At 62.6% G+C, this 14,602-nt stretch carries 14 protein-coding genes; 4 read left to right on the forward strand and 10 right to left on the reverse strand.

Features of this window, described 5'->3' with window-relative positions; genetic code table 11:
* Positions 1–12: 12 nt before the first annotated feature.
* The 4 genes from L2U69_RS18560 to L2U69_RS18575 form a co-directional block, all read right to left on the reverse strand.
* A complete protein-coding gene (locus L2U69_RS18560) occupies positions 13–360 on the reverse strand; it encodes a hypothetical protein (RefSeq protein WP_236108622.1) in 348 nt (115 codons plus the stop codon).
* Positions 357–1,451, reverse strand: coding sequence for a PLP-dependent cysteine synthase family protein (locus tag L2U69_RS18565; RefSeq protein WP_236108623.1), 1,095 nt, complete (start codon positions 1,449–1,451; stop codon positions 357–359). Before L2U69_RS18565 ends, L2U69_RS18560 begins: the two co-directional genes overlap by 4 nt.
* Positions 1,452–1,588: 137 nt before the next feature.
* A complete protein-coding gene (locus L2U69_RS18570; RefSeq protein WP_236108624.1) occupies positions 1,589–2,077 on the reverse strand; it encodes a hypothetical protein in 489 nt (162 codons plus the stop codon).
* Positions 2,070–2,210: a hypothetical protein gene (locus L2U69_RS18575; RefSeq protein WP_236108625.1), complete on the reverse strand. Its 141-nt coding sequence runs from the start codon at positions 2,208–2,210 to the stop codon at positions 2,070–2,072. Before L2U69_RS18575 ends, L2U69_RS18570 begins: the two co-directional genes overlap by 8 nt.
* Before the next feature lie 313 nt (positions 2,211–2,523).
* Here L2U69_RS18575 and L2U69_RS18580 point away from each other — a divergent pair, with 313 nt between their 5' ends.
* A complete protein-coding gene (locus L2U69_RS18580) occupies positions 2,524–6,879 on the forward strand; it encodes an NACHT domain-containing protein (RefSeq protein WP_236108626.1) in 4,356 nt (1,451 codons plus the stop codon).
* Positions 6,880–7,010: 131 nt separating this feature from the next.
* Here L2U69_RS18580 and ahcY read toward each other — a convergent pair whose 3' ends face one another.
* Positions 7,011–8,306 carry an adenosylhomocysteinase gene (gene ahcY, locus L2U69_RS18585; RefSeq protein WP_236108627.1) on the reverse strand — a complete coding sequence of 432 codons (1,296 nt, stop codon included), beginning with the start codon at positions 8,304–8,306 and terminating at the stop codon, positions 7,011–7,013.
* Between the two features lie 236 nt (positions 8,307–8,542).
* Between ahcY and L2U69_RS18590 the strand changes: the two genes are divergently transcribed.
* A complete protein-coding gene (locus L2U69_RS18590) occupies positions 8,543–9,265 on the forward strand; it encodes a DUF599 domain-containing protein (RefSeq protein WP_236108628.1) in 723 nt (240 codons plus the stop codon).
* A gap of 80 nt (positions 9,266–9,345) precedes the next feature.
* Here L2U69_RS18590 and L2U69_RS18595 read toward each other — a convergent pair whose 3' ends face one another.
* Positions 9,346–9,543 carry a hypothetical protein gene (locus L2U69_RS18595; RefSeq protein WP_236108629.1) on the reverse strand — a complete coding sequence of 66 codons (198 nt, stop codon included), beginning with the start codon at positions 9,541–9,543 and terminating at the stop codon, positions 9,346–9,348.
* A gap of 291 nt (positions 9,544–9,834) precedes the next feature.
* Positions 9,835–10,479, reverse strand: a complete 645-nt coding sequence (locus L2U69_RS18600; protein WP_236108630.1) for an OmpW/AlkL family protein — start codon at positions 10,477–10,479, stop codon at positions 9,835–9,837.
* Positions 10,480–10,659: 180 nt separating this feature from the next.
* On the opposite strand from L2U69_RS18600, the gene hemN reads away from it, so the two are divergent.
* The gene (gene hemN / locus L2U69_RS18605) at positions 10,660–12,000 is read left to right on the forward strand and encodes an oxygen-independent coproporphyrinogen III oxidase (RefSeq protein ID WP_236108631.1); all 1,341 of its coding nucleotides are present in this window, start codon (positions 10,660–10,662) and stop codon (positions 11,998–12,000) included.
* A 50-nt stretch (positions 12,001–12,050) separates the two neighbouring features.
* Here hemN and L2U69_RS18610 read toward each other — a convergent pair whose 3' ends face one another.
* Positions 12,051–12,278 carry a hypothetical protein gene (locus L2U69_RS18610; protein WP_236108632.1) on the reverse strand — a complete coding sequence of 76 codons (228 nt, stop codon included), beginning with the start codon at positions 12,276–12,278 and terminating at the stop codon, positions 12,051–12,053.
* Positions 12,279–12,368: 90 nt separating this feature from the next.
* On the reverse strand, positions 12,369–12,692 hold the full coding sequence (locus L2U69_RS18615; protein WP_236108633.1) for a hypothetical protein: 324 nt from the start codon (positions 12,690–12,692) through the stop codon (positions 12,369–12,371).
* Between the two features lie 507 nt (positions 12,693–13,199).
* Here L2U69_RS18615 and L2U69_RS18620 point away from each other — a divergent pair.
* The gene (locus L2U69_RS18620; protein WP_236108634.1) at positions 13,200–13,730 is read left to right on the forward strand and encodes a helix-turn-helix domain-containing protein; all 531 of its coding nucleotides are present in this window, start codon (positions 13,200–13,202) and stop codon (positions 13,728–13,730) included.
* Between the two features lie 69 nt (positions 13,731–13,799).
* Here the strand turns inward: L2U69_RS18620 and L2U69_RS18625 are convergent, their stop codons facing one another.
* Entirely contained in the window at positions 13,800–14,588 is a 789-nt protein-coding gene (locus tag L2U69_RS18625; RefSeq protein WP_236108635.1) for a thioesterase family protein, read from the reverse strand.
* Positions 14,589–14,602 lie beyond the last annotated feature (14 nt).

Consider the following 14,602-nt stretch of genomic DNA (forward strand, 5'->3'; position numbering starts at 1 on the left):
GGGCAACGCGGGTCATTCGGCGATCAGGGCCCGGGCCTTGGCGTCGAGCGGCGCCCCCAGGGCATCGAGCGCGCGGAGCAGGCGGATCGCCTCGTCCCGGTCGGTGAAATTGGCGCTGAAGACGCGGATGCCCGCCTTTGGCTCCAGGCTCACCATCTGGCCGATGGCCCGCCCCGTCGTCACCCGCGCCAGATCGGCGACGGCGAGACGCGTGCGCCTGATCACGCGGATCACCACCGCATCGCCCTCGATCGACAGCAGGGGATTGATGGCGTTCCGCGTCAGCGCCAGGAAGGGCACGCGCTTCAGGCCGGTGAAACAGGCCATGGGATGGAATGTTTCGGGTTTCGAGTCGGTCATCGGAATTCGCCGGTATCGAGGAACTGTTCGAGGCGGGCGCGGTGGGGCGCGATGTCGATGCCCTGGGCCGCCAGCCAGTCCGGATCGTAATAGGTGCCGGCATAGCGATCGCCGCCGTCGCAGATCACCGTGACCAGCGCGCCTTCGCGGCCCTCGCGCATCATCCCGGCGGCGAGCCGGCAGAGCGCATGGAAATTCGTTCCCGTCGACGCCCCGACCCGGCGGAACAGCCGTTCCGACAGGACATGGGCGGCGGCGATGGAGGCGGCATCGGGCACGCGCATCATGTGATCGATCACGCCCGGGATGAAGGAGGGTTCGACGCGCGGCCGCCCCACCCCCTCGATCCGCGACGGGCGATCGCAGATGACGCCCATGTCGCCGGTCATGAAGGCATCGTAGAAGGCCGAGAATTCGACATCGGCGACGCACAGCCGGGTGTCGAGATTGCGATAGCGGATGTAGCGCCCGAGGGTGGCGGAGGTGCCGCCGGTGCCGGCGCTCATCACGATCCAGTCGGGGACCGGATGCGGCTCCTGGCGCATCTGCTCGAAGATCGAGACGGCGATATTGTTGTTGCCGCGCCAATCCGTCGCCCGTTCGGCATTGGTGAACTGGTCGAGGTAATGCCCCCCCGCCTCCTGCGCCAGACGCGCGGCGACGCCGTAGACCTCGTCCGGCCGCCCGACCAGGTGGCAGCGCCCGCCGAAGCGCTCGATCGCCTCGATCTTGGCGGGCGAGGTGCTGCGGGTCATGACCGCGACGAAGGGCAGGCCCAGCAATTGCGCGAAATAGGCTTCCGAGACGGCGGTGGAGCCCGACGAGGCCTCGACCAGGGTCGTGCCCTCGCGGATTTTCCCGTTGCAGATCCCATAGAGGAACAGCGAATGGGCCAGGCGGTGTTTCAGGCTGCCGGTCGGATGGGTCGATTCATCCTTCAGATAGACCGAAATTCCCGGCAATCCCTTGAACACCGGCTTCAGCAGATGGGTATCGGCCGAACGGTGGCGATCGCCCTGCAGGATCTCGATCGCCCGCCGCGTCCAGCCGCGATCGGCGCATTCGGGCAGGGCGAACTCGTCTGTGGTCATGCGGCACAATCTCCCCTCGCTCGCGTCGCGGCAGAGGATAGAGCGGAACCGAGGGCTTTGTGAACGGCGCCGACACGGAGGCCCGGCCCCTCAGGCCGAACCCGGGAGCGGGCGGCCGGTGCGGAAGGGCGTCTCCTTCATCGCGCCCCGCCCTTCCGGCGCCGGTTCGCCGCCGGCAGGATTTCCAGCAGATCACCGTAGTCCTTGAGGATGCCGTCGCGAGGGTCGACGAAGAAGCTCCGCCCGCGATGCCAGGGGTTCGACGCCTCGATGATCCTGCCGTCGGTCATCCATTCGCCATGACGCCCGACGGAGATGCGCGAGACGACGAAATCGTCGAGGTGAAGCCGGACATGGATCTTCACCGCGCTCCGCGTGTCGAGAACCGCGCAGATCTCGCTGAACACATCATCCCAGCGCCGGCCCCGCCGGCTGCGCAGAAAACGCACCAGGGGCGCCAGATTCTCGTTGAGATACTTCTGGTCGCGCGCGGCGATACTGACATGCCGCAGATGCCCGATGTGCTTGAGGCCATCATCGCGGCCCGGCTTCAGTTTCGGCGCCTTGGCGTAGCGCGACCCCATGCGCGGCCGCTCCACGATCACCTTGAACATGTCATCACGCATCGCCGGCCTCCCCCTTGCGGAAGAAGGCCTGCGGCGCCTGCACGCCCGGACCATCAATGTAGAAGAATTCGCCGGCCCTGAGCCCAAGCGAAACGATCAGGCGAAATGCTTCGCCCGAGACGGGATTGCCCATGCCATTCGTCCCTGAATGCATTGGAAAGTGAGATGTGTCGCGTGTCTGTTCGACGCTGCGTGCATGACGTTCTCCTTTCCATTCGCAGGGACTGGCCAAAATCGGCGAGCGCGGAAACTACGGCAATTCGCGCGGGAATTCAAGGAGGTGGGCGACGGAGCTAAATGGCACAAAATTGCGGGACACTATACAGCCAATTTTCAGGTATGAATTTGGGGTGCGCAACCCTGAAAACACACCTACTGGAAAGCGCCATCAGGAAGCGTGACAATATTTTCCGGTTGCCCCCATTCAGCGAACGAGACATTACGAAATGCCGATGGAGAGCAAATCCTGTGAAATCGAACGCAACTTCGAAGATATTCCCGCAGATAAAATTACGGAATCTGAGCAAACCGCGTACCTCATGGATTTGGGATGGCACAAAGGTATTAATTGGACTACTTTATTAGAATCAAAACGTGTCCTCATTATCTCCGAAGCCGGGGCTGGCAAAACTTATGAATGTCGAAAAAAAAGAAATGAGCTTTGGTACGATGGGCAGCCTGCCTTTTTTATAGAATTATCGACCCTTGCAAATGGAAATTTGCGTGATCTTTTTTCTTTTGAAGAGGAAAATCGCTTCGATGCTTGGCGTGCAGCGCGGTCTGATGTTGCTACTTTTTTTCTCGATTCGATAGACGAACTGAAGCTGACCCTCGGCTCGTTCGAGCAGGCACTGAAACGTTTGGCCAAAGCAATCGACGGTCAGCTTGGCCGAGTGCGCGTCATCATTACGTCGCGCCCTATTCCAATTGACGAACAGCTCTTTCGCCAAATCCTGCCAATACCCGATTTGCCGGAACCTGATGCAACAGAGGATGAGTTCGCCGATATTGCTATGGGGAATGCGAAGGCACAATCCTCGGAGGCCGAGTTCAATCGGGACTGGCGCAATGTCGCGCTCCTGCCGCTGTCGACCGAGCAGATAGCGGTCATTGCCAGCAATGAAGGGAGCCCAGATTCTGATGCACTGCTCGGCGACATAAAAAAGCGCAATGCAGAGGATTTTGTGCGCAGACCACAAGATCTGATCGAACTATGCGCTGACTGGCGAGAGCATCGCCGCATCCGCTCCCACCACGATCAGGTTGCGAGCAACGTAGCGGTCAAACTGAGGCCCCGTGATGACCGCCGAGAACGAGCGCCTCTATCTGCGGACAAAGCGTTGGAGGGTGCGCGCAGATTGGCACTTGCAGCAACGCTTAGCCGCAAGCTCACTATTCGACACAGTGCCGAAGCAGATCGCACAGGCGATCCAATCGAAGCGCCGCTTGATCCTTCGCGCATTCTCCACGACTGGTCGCAAGAGGAATGCACCACATTGCTCGAGCGACCACTCTTTGGCATGGCTTCATATGGCCGCGTTCGCTTCCATCATCGTTCCGTAGTCGAGTATTTGGCCGCTGAATACCTTCTTGCCCTGCGCGTGCGGGGAATGCCGGCCAAATCGATCAAACGTATCTTATTCACGACGGCGCAAGGTGATGCCGTGATCAAGCCATCGTTGCGGCCGGTTGCCGCGTGGATGGCGCTTCAGGACGACGTAGTTCTAGAGGAAATTCTTGCTCGGGAGCCAGATGTACTCTTGAACCATGGCGACCCGGAATCACTTCCGCTCGCACAGCGCCAGCGGGCTCTGCGGGCCTATGTTGAACGGCATCGCGCAGGAGGTTGGCGAGGGCTGCTTGTTCCTCGAATCCAGCTTCACCGGTTTGCGTCGCCCGACCTGGGCCCGGAAGTAAAACGCCTTTGGACGGCCGGTATCGAGAACCACGAAGTTCGCGAGATTCTGCTGGAATTGGCGGGGCTAGGGAAAATGGATGATTGCGCAGATATTTGCCACGACGTGGCGATGAATGCGCTTGCCAGCCAAAGTGAGCGGATCGAGGGGCTAAAAGCCCTCATCCAAATCGAAGAGCCACGCCTTACAACGATTGCGTCTAGCGTAGCCGACAATGAGTGCCTATGGCCCGATCGCCTCGCACAGATTGCATTGCTTCGCCTCTTCCCATCCCATCTCTCTGTAGAACTTCTCTGCAGAATTCTGAAGCGCGTCACCGCGCCCGAGAGCAGGGCCTCTGACCTATCATGGACTCTTCCCCGACTGGCCGAAAAGGTCGATCTCTCACCGGCGGAGCTAGATGATTTCCGTCGCCGGATTACCGAGTTGGCTGAGGAAGGGCCTTGCTGGGAGAAAGACGAATGGCCTCATCTCGCCAGTAAACGTCAATTTCTATTGCCCGTATTGGCGGCAATCTGCCTCCGCATGATGACAAAAGGATTTATTTCGCCTGATGTTATGCACTCTGTTGTAATAGCGTTGTGTATGACAGAAGGCACATATGACGGCACAGATCAGGCAAAAGCTCTCGCCACTGCATTCGCTGAAGCGCCGCTCGATGCTCGTCGCCTGGCTTTTGAGGCGCAAGACACAATCTTTCAGCGGTATAGCCCTGAGCCGAACGCCCGCCAGAGATATGCACGCCTGGCGTACAATGATCGGCCAGTCCAGCTCGGACCTTCCGATATGCCGTGGATCGTTGTTTCGCTTTCGGATCGCAATCGCCCTGCGGACTACCGCGCTATGCTGCTGCAAGCAGCGATCTCCGGCCGTGACGACAGCGTTTCGTGGCTGGATCACCTTGCATCGTTGAAGCCATGCGTCGCCGATCTGAAAGAATTAGTCGACCAACTCGACGAATATGCAAAACCGCCCCCTCCTGACCCCAATACCGAGCAATTACGCGCCCGGATAAAAGCATTGCGAGAACAAGAACGGCGTCGCGAGGCGAAATCTCGTGCTAGTTGGCAGATGTTTCGCCGCAACATCATCGTCGATCCGGAAAAATTTTTAGGACCAGATCACGCAGAGAATACTGCACGAAATCTTTGGCGAGTAATGTATAATGGTGATAGTGGAAGCCGCGCGTCTGGCTGGAACAGGCGTCTCATTGAACGGCATTTCGGCAAGGACACTGCCGATCGTTTGCGCACCGCTTTTATGGCGTATTGGCGTGCTAACCGTCCGGAGTTACGGAGCGAACGCGCAGAAGCGGACAAAAATAAATTCTTTGAGCATTGGCTTTTCGGTCTTGCCGGAATCGTCGCAGAATCTGAAGATTCCGAATGGGCGAAAGCACTTAGCAATGAAGATGCAAAATTAGCCCTGCGTTACGCCCCCCTCGATTTGAATGGTTTTCCGGCATGGCTCGACGATTTAGCGGCGGTCCATCCTGAAGCACTCGACGATGTATTGGGTGTGGAACTCACGGCTGAATTGGCCGAGCCTGCGTCCTCTCATTCAGTATTGCTTCAAAGCGTTCGACATGGAACGGATACAGTAGCGCGGCACTTCGTACCCCGCCTTCGCGATTGGTTGGATGCTCGCAATTGGTTACAGGACCATGAAACTGAAAGCGTCCACACGAGCCGACTGACTCAGGTTCTGCAAATTCTGCTGCGGCTTGGAGACACAGCCACTTTAGACCATGTGCGCGCCCTCGCACGCGCGGAGTTGTCGGAAGGGGTGAAAAACTCCTCAATCGAGGAATGGCTTCCAGTTCTGATGCACCTCAGTCCGTCAGATGGAATCGAAGCACTTGAGAAGACTCTACTTCAATGCCCGCCGTCAAAATTCGGGACGGCAACAGAGTGGTTCAGCAGACTCTTCAGCTTCAGGCGCCGTACTGATGAAGGTCAGACTTCCGTTTCACGTCTACCACCTAACTTGCTGCTGCGGTTGGCACGTCTTGCATTTCGACATATCCGACCAACGGATGATATGAACAGGGGGCCGGGGCATTTTACGCCCAATGTGCGAGACCATGCTGAGGATGGTCGCAGTAACATCATTAACGCTCTATTTGCGACAAAGGGCCCCGAAGGTTGGGCTGCGAAGATCGAGTTCGCTCATGATCCACTTTTCGCCGATTACAGAGATCGGGCGATCTCGGTCGCCCGGGAGCGGGCCAGCGAGGACGCAGACGCCCTTGCCTATTCGGAAGGCGAAATATTAGCGCTTGATCAGCGTGCTGAACTGCCGCCGCTGACGCGCGACGACATGTTCACGCTCCTGTCGGATCGGCTTGAAGACTTGGCCGATTTGCTGCTGCGCGATGATTCCCCACGCGCCGCATGGGCGCTTATTGAGGATGAGACAATTATGCGCCAGCAAATTGCTCGCGAATTGCGACGCGATGCCAATGGCGCATATACGGTCGACCAAGAGGCGGTAACGGCCGAGCAAAAGGAAACAGACATCCGCTTGCGCTCTACCGGTTCCGAGCAGGAAGCGGTCATCGAGCTAAAAATTGGTGAAAAAAATTATTCTGCGGCCGATCTGACGGCAACGCTAAGAAACCAGATCGTCACGAAATATCTGGCCCCGGAACACAGGCGGTGCGGCTGCCTACTCATCACCGTCACAGAACTTCGTACCTGGCGGCATCCGGTCACTAAGGCAATATTAGACCTGGACGGCCTCATGGCCATGTTGAACGAAGAAGCCTCCAAAATTGAGAAAGAGATGGGCAACGGCCTTCGCCTGATCGCACGCGGTCTGGACCTTCGACCGCGCTTGTCGACCGAATCGGCTCGGGCTGCGAATCGCAAGGATCGCGTTCGGTAACAAGGCGCAACGCGGCCTGAGACTGTTGGCTCGCGAATACACCAAACCCCGACTTCCTCCGGCAATTGTGAGGCACATAAAAAAGGCGGCGCCTTGCGGCGCCGCCCTCGTCCGTGCCGACTGATCCTCGATCAGTAGCGGTAGTGTTCCGGCTTGTAGGGGCCTTCGACCTTGGTGCCGATGTATTCGGCCTGGGCCGGGCTCATGGCGGTCAGCTTGACGCCGAGCTTGGCGAGATGCAGGCGCGCGACCTTCTCGTCGAGGTGCTTCGGCAGCATGTAGACCTTGCGCTCGTAGCTCGCGTGGTTCTTGAACAGTTCGATCTGGGCGATGACCTGGTTCGAGAAGGACGCCGACATGACGAAGCTGGGATGGCCGGTGGCGCAGCCGAGGTTCACGAGGCGGCCTTCGGCGAGCACGATCAGGCGCTTGCCGTCGGGGAAGACGACTTCGTCGACCTGGGGCTTCACGTTCTCCCAGGGGTAGTTGCGGAGCGCGTTGATCTGGATCTCGCTGTCGAAGTGGCCGATGTTGCAGACGATGGCGCGGTCCTTCATGGCGCGCATGTGCTCGATCGTGATCACGTCGATGTTGCCGGTGGTGGTCACGAAGACGTCGCCCTGGGGCGCGGCGTCTTCCATGGTCACGACCTGATAGCCTTCCATCGCCGCCTGCAGGGCGCAGATCGGATCGATCTCGGTGACGAGGACGCGGGCGCCCTGGCCGCGCAGCGAGGCGGCCGAGCCCTTGCCCACATCGCCGTAACCGGCGACGACCGCGACCTTGCCCGCCAGCATGACGTCGGTCGCGCGCTTGATGCCGTCGACGAGCGACTCGCGGCAGCCATAGAGATTGTCGAACTTCGACTTGGTGACGCTGTCGTTCACATTGATCGCCGGCACCTTCAGGGTGCCCGCCTTCCACATGTCGTAGAGGCGGTGCACGCCGGTCGTGGTCTCTTCCGAGAGGCCGAAGACGCCGTCCATCAGTTCCGGGTATTCGTTGTGCATGAGGACGGTCAGGTCGCCGCCGTCATCGAGGATCATGTTGGGCACCCAGCCGTCCGGCCCCTTCACGGTCTGGTGGATGCACCACCAGAATTCCTCCTCGGTCAGGCCCTTCCAGGCGAAGACCGGAATGCCGGCCGCCGCGATCGCCGCCGCCGCCTGATCCTGGGTCGAGAAGATGTTGCACGACGACCAGCGCACCTCGGCGCCGAGCGCGGTCAGGGTCTCGATCAGGACGGCGGTCTGGATCGTCATGTGCAGGCAGCCGGCGATGCGCGCCCCCGCCAGCGGCTTGGCCGCGCCATATTCCTCGCGCAGCGCCATCAGGCCGGGCATCTCGGTCTCGGCGATGGCGATCTCCTTGCGGCCCCAGTCGGCGAGCGAGAGATCCTTGACCTTGAAGTCGGTGAAAGCGGCCATTGGCGGAATCCTTGGTAGTCGTGTCTCGACGACGGTCGTGGGGACGATGGTCGTGGGGCGGCGCGCGGCAAGGCGCCGGCACCCGCATGGCGTGCCCTCTTCTAACAGCCCGCCCCGCCCGGCGCAAGGGTCGATATAAAGATATCCTTATGTGTTGATATTTTGCGGTGGCGCCTGTTCGCGGGCTCTGTTCGCAGCCTCTGGCGGCGGCCCCCGGTGCCGGCTAGATTCGGCCGATGATCGACTATGTCGCCGCCCTGGCGCCCGCACCGCTCGACTGGATCGCCGCCGGCCTGTTCGTCGCGGCGTGGTTCGGCTACGAGCCCTTTCTCGGTCTCATCGGGCGGCGCTATCGCACCATCAACTTCCTGATGAAACTGGTGCGCCGGCACTGGATGGAGAACATGGCCCGGCGCGACATGCGTGTCGCCGATGCCGCCATGATGGGGCACGTCATGCATTCGGCCGCCTTCTTCGCCTCGACCACCGTGCTGATCTCGGCGGCGCTGGTCGGCGCCCTCGCCTCGATCGATTCGATGCAGGCGACGGTGGAGGCGCTGGATTTCGCCACCCGTTCGACCCGGGCCCTGTTCGAGGTGAAGGTGCTGCTGCCCCTCGGCGTCTTCACCTCGGGCTTCTTCCGCTTCTCGTGGGCGATCCGGCAGTTCAACTACGCGATCGCCCTGATCGGGGCGACGCCCAGCCCGCAGCAGGTCGACTCGGACGAGGCCGAAACCCTGGCCGCCCTGACGGCCGAAGTCCTGTCCCAGGCGGCGCAGGCCTTCAACAGCGGCGTACGGACCTATTATTTCGCCCTGGCGGCCCTGTTCTGGTTCGGCGGGCCACTGGCCTTCATGGTCGCGACGGTCTTCGTGATCGGCATCCTGCTGCGGCGCCAGATATTCTCCCGCACCGCGATCGCCATCCGAAACGAGGCAAGAAAGCTGACCCGTTATTGAGGCCCTGGGGCCCCGAACGCAAAAGCCGCGCGGCAGGCACCGCGCGGCTCGAGGCGATCAGGGCGGCGGCGCGCCCGCGATCAGGCGGCGACGCCGCAGTTCTGATGGGCCCAGATCGACCCGGCCAGGGTCTTCAGGGCAATCTCGTACTCACCCTTCAGGGCGAGTTCCTGCGCCTTGCGCTCCGCCCACTTCAGGTGACGCGCCTCGAAGCTCTCGGTCGCGGTCACGACGTCGGTGGCCAGCACGCGGTCATTCTGTTTCAGTTCGATGATCATTTCCGACTCTCGACTTCCAAGGATACAGCCAGCAACGGGTACCGGCGGCCCGAACCGGAAACAGGGACAGAAAGACTGTCTCAATTCCGGCCTTGCCGTCATCAACCCATCTCGACGAAACGGGTTCCGTACCCAGTCTGGCACGGCTCATTATCGCACTGCAATATTTCGCCCGCATGACCGTGACCAAGATGGGACAAAAAGCACGAGGGGCGCGCCGGAAGACCCGGCGCGCCCCGCAGTCGGAAACGATCGAGAGAGGGTCCGCCCGAAGGCGGGCCCGAGGCCAGGTCAGAAGCGATAGCCGAGACCGAAGCCGATCAGGGTCGGGTTGATGTCGACATCCGCCTTCACGGCGCCGTTGATGGTCACGTCGGTCGACAGGAAGACCTGCTTCACGTCGACGTTCATCGACCAGTGATCGTTGATCGGAATGTCGACGCCGGCCTGCAGCGCCCAGCCGAAGGCATTGTCGTAATCGACGGTGGTGCCCGTCGGTTCGTCCTTGCCGTAGAAGATCGTGTAGTTCACGCCCGCGCCGACATAGGGGCGGATCTTACCCTCGGGGGCGAAGTGATACTGCAGCGTCAGGGTCGGGGGCAGCAGCCAGACCGAGCCGAGATCCACGTTCGGATTGTGCACGTTGGCGTCATGCGGGGTGGTGCCCAGGATCAGTTCGGCCGCAATGTTCGGCGTGAAGAAATAGGTGATGTCGAGCTCCGGCACGACCGAATTGTCGATGCTCACGCTCGCGCCGGGCAGCGCCGGGGAGGTGCTGTTCAGATCTTCCTGCGGCACCACGACCAGGGCGCGGCCGCGGATCATCCAGGGGCTCATTTCCTCGGCCTGGGCGCTCGAGACATCGGCGATGCCGAAACCCAGACCGGCGACGATGATGGCGGCCGCAGACAGGCCGGCCTTGGTGGTCTTCAACATTGATCATCCCTCCAGAGTGACTGAAACGTCGTCACCTGCGAGGGGAATGTCGCGCCGAAGACATGCTTAATCGTTGATTAAGGTCAATCCGTGACAACTGCGACGAAATGGACCAGCGCCGGCGCTCGAACTTGACTTGGATCAAGGCGCAAGAGCGCCGGCGCGCGGTTCCATGAGCCCATGACCGAGACGCATCTCACCGCGCGCTACCCGCGCTATACGAGCTTCCCGACCGCGCCGCACTTCCACGGCGGGATCGACGGCGAGACCTATGCCGAATGGCTCTATCGCCTGCCGGCGGATCGGGATCTGTCGCTCTACGTCCATGTGCCCTATTGCGACTCGCTGTGCTGGTTCTGCGGTTGCCACACGAAGGTGATGAACCGCGCCGGACCGGTGACGCGTCTCGTCACCGCGCTGGCGACGGAGGCCGGCCTGGTTGCCGAGGCCATGGGCCGGCGGCCCCATCTCTCGCATCTGCATTTCGGCGGCGGCAGCCCGACCATTCTCTCCCCGCGCGACGTCCATCACCTGATGGCCAGCCTGCGCAAGAGTTTCGAGATCGACGAGACGACCGAGATCGCGGTCGAGATCGACCCGCGCGACATCGACGACGCCAAGCTCGACGCCTGGGCCGAGGCGGGCATGACCCGCGCCAGCATCGGCTGCCAGGATCTGGACGAGCGGGTGCAGCGGGCGATCAACCGCATCCAGCCCCTGTCGGTCATCACCCGCGCCATCGAGGGGCTGCGCGCGCGCGGCATCACCTCGATCAACATCGATCTCGTCCACGGCCTGCCGCTGCAGACCGTGGAGGGCGTGCAGAAGACGCTGGCGGCGATCCTCGCCCTGTCGCCCGACCGCATCGCCCTCTTCGGCTATGCCCATGTGCCGCAGCTGAAGGCCCATCAGCGCCTGATCCCGACCGAAATCCTGCCCGGCCCCGAAGAGCGCCACGCCCAGGCCGGCGCCGCCTTCGACATGATCACCGCCGCCGGCTACGAGGCGATCGGCCTCGATCATTTCGCCCGGCCGACGGATTCCCTGGCCCAGGCCGCCGCCACCGGGCGCCTGCACCGCAATTTCCAAGGTTACACCACGGACGATGCCGGCGTCCTGCTCGGCCTCGGTCCGTCGTCGATCGGCGAATTGCCCCAGGGCTATGTCCAGAACACGCCCGACATCACCGCCTGGCACAAGGCGATCGGTCAGGGCGTCTTCGCCACCGCCCGCGGCATCGCGCTGTCCTCTTCCGACCGGCTGCGCCGGGCGGTGATCGAGCGCCTGATGTGCGACTATCGGGTCGACGTCGACCATGTCGCGGCGGGCCTGCGCCTGCACCCGGCACTGGTGAACGACGCCTGGTCCCGGTTGCTGCCCTATGCCGAGGAAGGCCTGATCGCCGTCGACGGCCATCGCGTCGCCATCGAGCCGGAGGCCCGCGCCCTGGTCCAGATGATCGCCGCCGCCTTCGACGACCGCTTCACCCAGCCCGAACCCATGCCCGGCCGCGCCGCCTAGGCGACTCGCCCCTCCGGAAACACCAGGCACACCGGAAATACCGGTAAAATTCAGCAGATGACCTGCGGCTCTTCCTCGCTGCAGACGATCAGATATTGGTCGCCGCACAGGATCAGGTGAAAGCCCCGCCGCTTCACCTCCGCCTCCAGCATCGCCGTCGAGGAAAATCTATCGACATTCGCGATCTTGCGCCGGATGACGCCGCCATCCCGCGCCGAATCGTGCTGAAACAATTTCTCGATCCACGCGTTCGCGGCGGGTTGTTCCTGATTTTCCATTCGCGGTCACTCCTTCTCCAGAATCGTCATCGTCATCGTCATCGTCATCGTCATCGTCAGCCGAGAAGCCTGCTTCCGGCCCATCGCCCCCTAGCCGTGCGACGCCTCGATCGCCACGCGAAGCCGGTCGGCACTGCGACGCGTGTCGGGCAGGTCCTGCACGAAGGCGAGAAAATAGAGTTGGCCGAGCGCGATCCTCGCGGCGGGCACGAGCGCCACCGGCCATGACGCGGCGAGATCGGCGAGGCGGCCGTCCCCGGCCACCGCCAAGGCCGCGATCGCCTCGTGCAGACGATAGGCGCTCTCCGCGGGTGAGGCCGGCCCGACCGTCGAGGACGGATCGCGCGCCAGCCTGTCGATCTCGCGGAGAACGGCCGTGATGTCGTCGGCCACCTCGCGGGTGTCGCCACTCATGCCGCCACCGCCTTTTCAAGATGACGGGCCGTGACATCGTCGGTAGTTTTGGCGCTGGGGTGGATGAATCGTCGCGGATTCAGGATCCACCCTCTCTGCCTATGCGGTTCGGCCAGTGTCAGTGAGTTCGGGGCACCGGAACGCGTCACGATCGCGCCCTCGCCGCGCCGCGCCCATGCCGATCGGAGGGCCGGCAGCGGGTCGAGGTCGGGGGGACAACCATGCCGACGACACGGTTCGTACAATATGGCACGGGATTCGTCGGCCATCGCCCGACGCGGCCCGGTTGCCGATATTCGGGCGCTGAACACTTGCGCGCTTCACATCTCATTTCATCACACCCACCCCGCCCAGGGTGGACACCTTGCAGTCGCAACAACGAGCGTTCGGAGGTTCGAACGGGATGAGCATACGATCGAAAGTTGTCACAGACAACGGCAAAAATCTTCATGCATCGACTTTTGCCGCCACGCTCCTTCTGAAGGTCATTTTTAACCATAAATTCCAATGACCTACATGCGGGCGACGGACAGCGACCCATCGATTGGAGAAGCGCCGCACTGGTCACCCGAGCTTGGATCGCGGATAAAAGCCGTTATAGACCAACTCGGAGGATCGACAAAAGCCGCTTCCCTGGTCGGCGTGACCTATGAGCAGGTATCGAAATGGCGCGACGGCAAGGCCAGAGCGCCGTTCTCGGCGCTGGCCGCCCTGGCCAGGGCCGCCGGCCGATCGCTCGACTGGCTGGCCTATGGCGACGGCGCGACGCCGGCCAGACCAATACCGGCGGCATCGGTGCTCGATGCCGAATTGATGGGCAGGGTCTATGAAGTCATCGTGCGGACGCACGAGGCCGAGGGGGCGCCCCTCGCGGCCATCGATGCCGGGCGCCTCGCGGCCGAATACTACGAGCAGGTCGTCGCGTCGGTCGATGGCCCGGACGAATGGCAGCCCGCCCTCAAGATGCTCGCGGCACAACTGCGCAAGGCGATCCGTCGGGCGGCCGATACGGCGGGCGCCGGTTCCGCCAAGCCGTGAGCCCCGGGCGGGCGGGAGGACGCCCCCGCGTCGATCCCGCGCCTTCCCGGTGCAGAAGCCGTGCAGGCTTCAGACGAAGATCGCGACGGATTGGCGGGCCGCCATCAGGGGCGTACCGTCCGCCGCCCAGAGGTACATGGCCTGGGCGGAATAGCCCGCCGCCATGGTCTCGGCCCGGCTGACCATCAGGCACCAGCCGTCGCCGCCGGCCGGCGGATCGTTCAGAATCTCCATCGACCAGGTGACGGTGCTGATCGGCCCGAAGGCCGGAAAGCGCACCATGGCGGCGGGCGGCGGGGCATCGGCCATGGCGACCAGCGCCGTCAGATCGGCCGCCGCCGCCCGGTCCTCGTGGCGAAGCCAGAGCTTGTATTCCGGTCTCTCGCCCATGGAGAAGGGCACGCCGCCGCCGGCATCCAGCATCTCGAACTGATGGGCGAAATTGGGCCGGGGGCCGCCCCGGAAGAAATCGGTGCAGGTGGCGGGATCGGGTGCCGCCGGCATGGGCAGGCCGTCGAAGGCGACGGCCGAATCGCGCGCGGTCCCGAAGCTGAGCAGCGCGCGGGTGGCGAGCCCCGCCTCCCCCGACAGATCGACGCCGACGAAGGCCATGGACTTGCCCCGACGCAACACCGACGGTCGGATCTCGAGGGCACCGGCGCCCGGCCCGATGAAGGCGAATTGCGCGGCCCTGAGCGGCGGCAGGCCGTCGATCAGGCGCAGCGCCGCCTCGAGGCAGAGCGCGGCGGAGGCCCCGCCATAGAGTGTGCGGCCCTGCAGCCAGTCGTCGGTGGCGGTGACGCCAAGACCGCCCTCGATCGGGGCGAGAGCGGCGAGGAATTCGGTGAAGCTGGTCATGCCCGGGTCATTCT

Origin of the sequence: Zavarzinia marina (assembly GCF_021568905.1) — a bacterium.
Classification (GTDB): Bacteria; Pseudomonadota; Alphaproteobacteria; order Zavarziniales; family Zavarziniaceae; genus Zavarzinia; species Zavarzinia marina.

Bases quoted from the DNA above. Each gene is read 5' to 3' on its own strand.
- L2U69_RS18620 (WP_236108634.1), top strand. From the start codon at position 13,200: ATGACCTACATGCGGGCGACGGACAGCGACCCATCGATTGGAGAAGCG.
- L2U69_RS18575 (WP_236108625.1), bottom strand. From the start codon at position 2,210: ATGGGCAATCCCGTCTCGGGCGAAGCATTTCGCCTGATCGTTTCGCTT.
- L2U69_RS18580 (WP_236108626.1), top strand. From the start codon at position 2,524: ATGCCGATGGAGAGCAAATCCTGTGAAATCGAACGCAACTTCGAAGAT.
- ahcY (WP_236108627.1), bottom strand. From the start codon at position 8,306: ATGGCCGCTTTCACCGACTTCAAGGTCAAGGATCTCTCGCTCGCCGAC.
- L2U69_RS18600 (WP_236108630.1), bottom strand. From the start codon at position 10,479: ATGTTGAAGACCACCAAGGCCGGCCTGTCTGCGGCCGCCATCATCGTC.
- L2U69_RS18565 (WP_236108623.1), bottom strand. From the start codon at position 1,451: ATGACCACAGACGAGTTCGCCCTGCCCGAATGCGCCGATCGCGGCTGG.
- hemN (WP_236108631.1), top strand. From the start codon at position 10,660: ATGACCGAGACGCATCTCACCGCGCGCTACCCGCGCTATACGAGCTTC.
- L2U69_RS18560 (WP_236108622.1), bottom strand. From the start codon at position 360: ATGACCGACTCGAAACCCGAAACATTCCATCCCATGGCCTGTTTCACC.
- L2U69_RS18610 (WP_236108632.1), bottom strand. From the start codon at position 12,278: ATGGAAAATCAGGAACAACCCGCCGCGAACGCGTGGATCGAGAAATTG.
- L2U69_RS18590 (WP_236108628.1), top strand. From the start codon at position 8,543: ATGATCGACTATGTCGCCGCCCTGGCGCCCGCACCGCTCGACTGGATC.
- L2U69_RS18615 (WP_236108633.1), bottom strand. From the start codon at position 12,692: ATGAGTGGCGACACCCGCGAGGTGGCCGACGACATCACGGCCGTTCTC.
- L2U69_RS18625 (WP_236108635.1), bottom strand. From the start codon at position 14,588: ATGACCAGCTTCACCGAATTCCTCGCCGCTCTCGCCCCGATCGAGGGC.
- L2U69_RS18595 (WP_236108629.1), bottom strand. From the start codon at position 9,543: ATGATCATCGAACTGAAACAGAATGACCGCGTGCTGGCCACCGACGTC.
- L2U69_RS18570 (WP_236108624.1), bottom strand. From the start codon at position 2,077: ATGCGTGATGACATGTTCAAGGTGATCGTGGAGCGGCCGCGCATGGGG.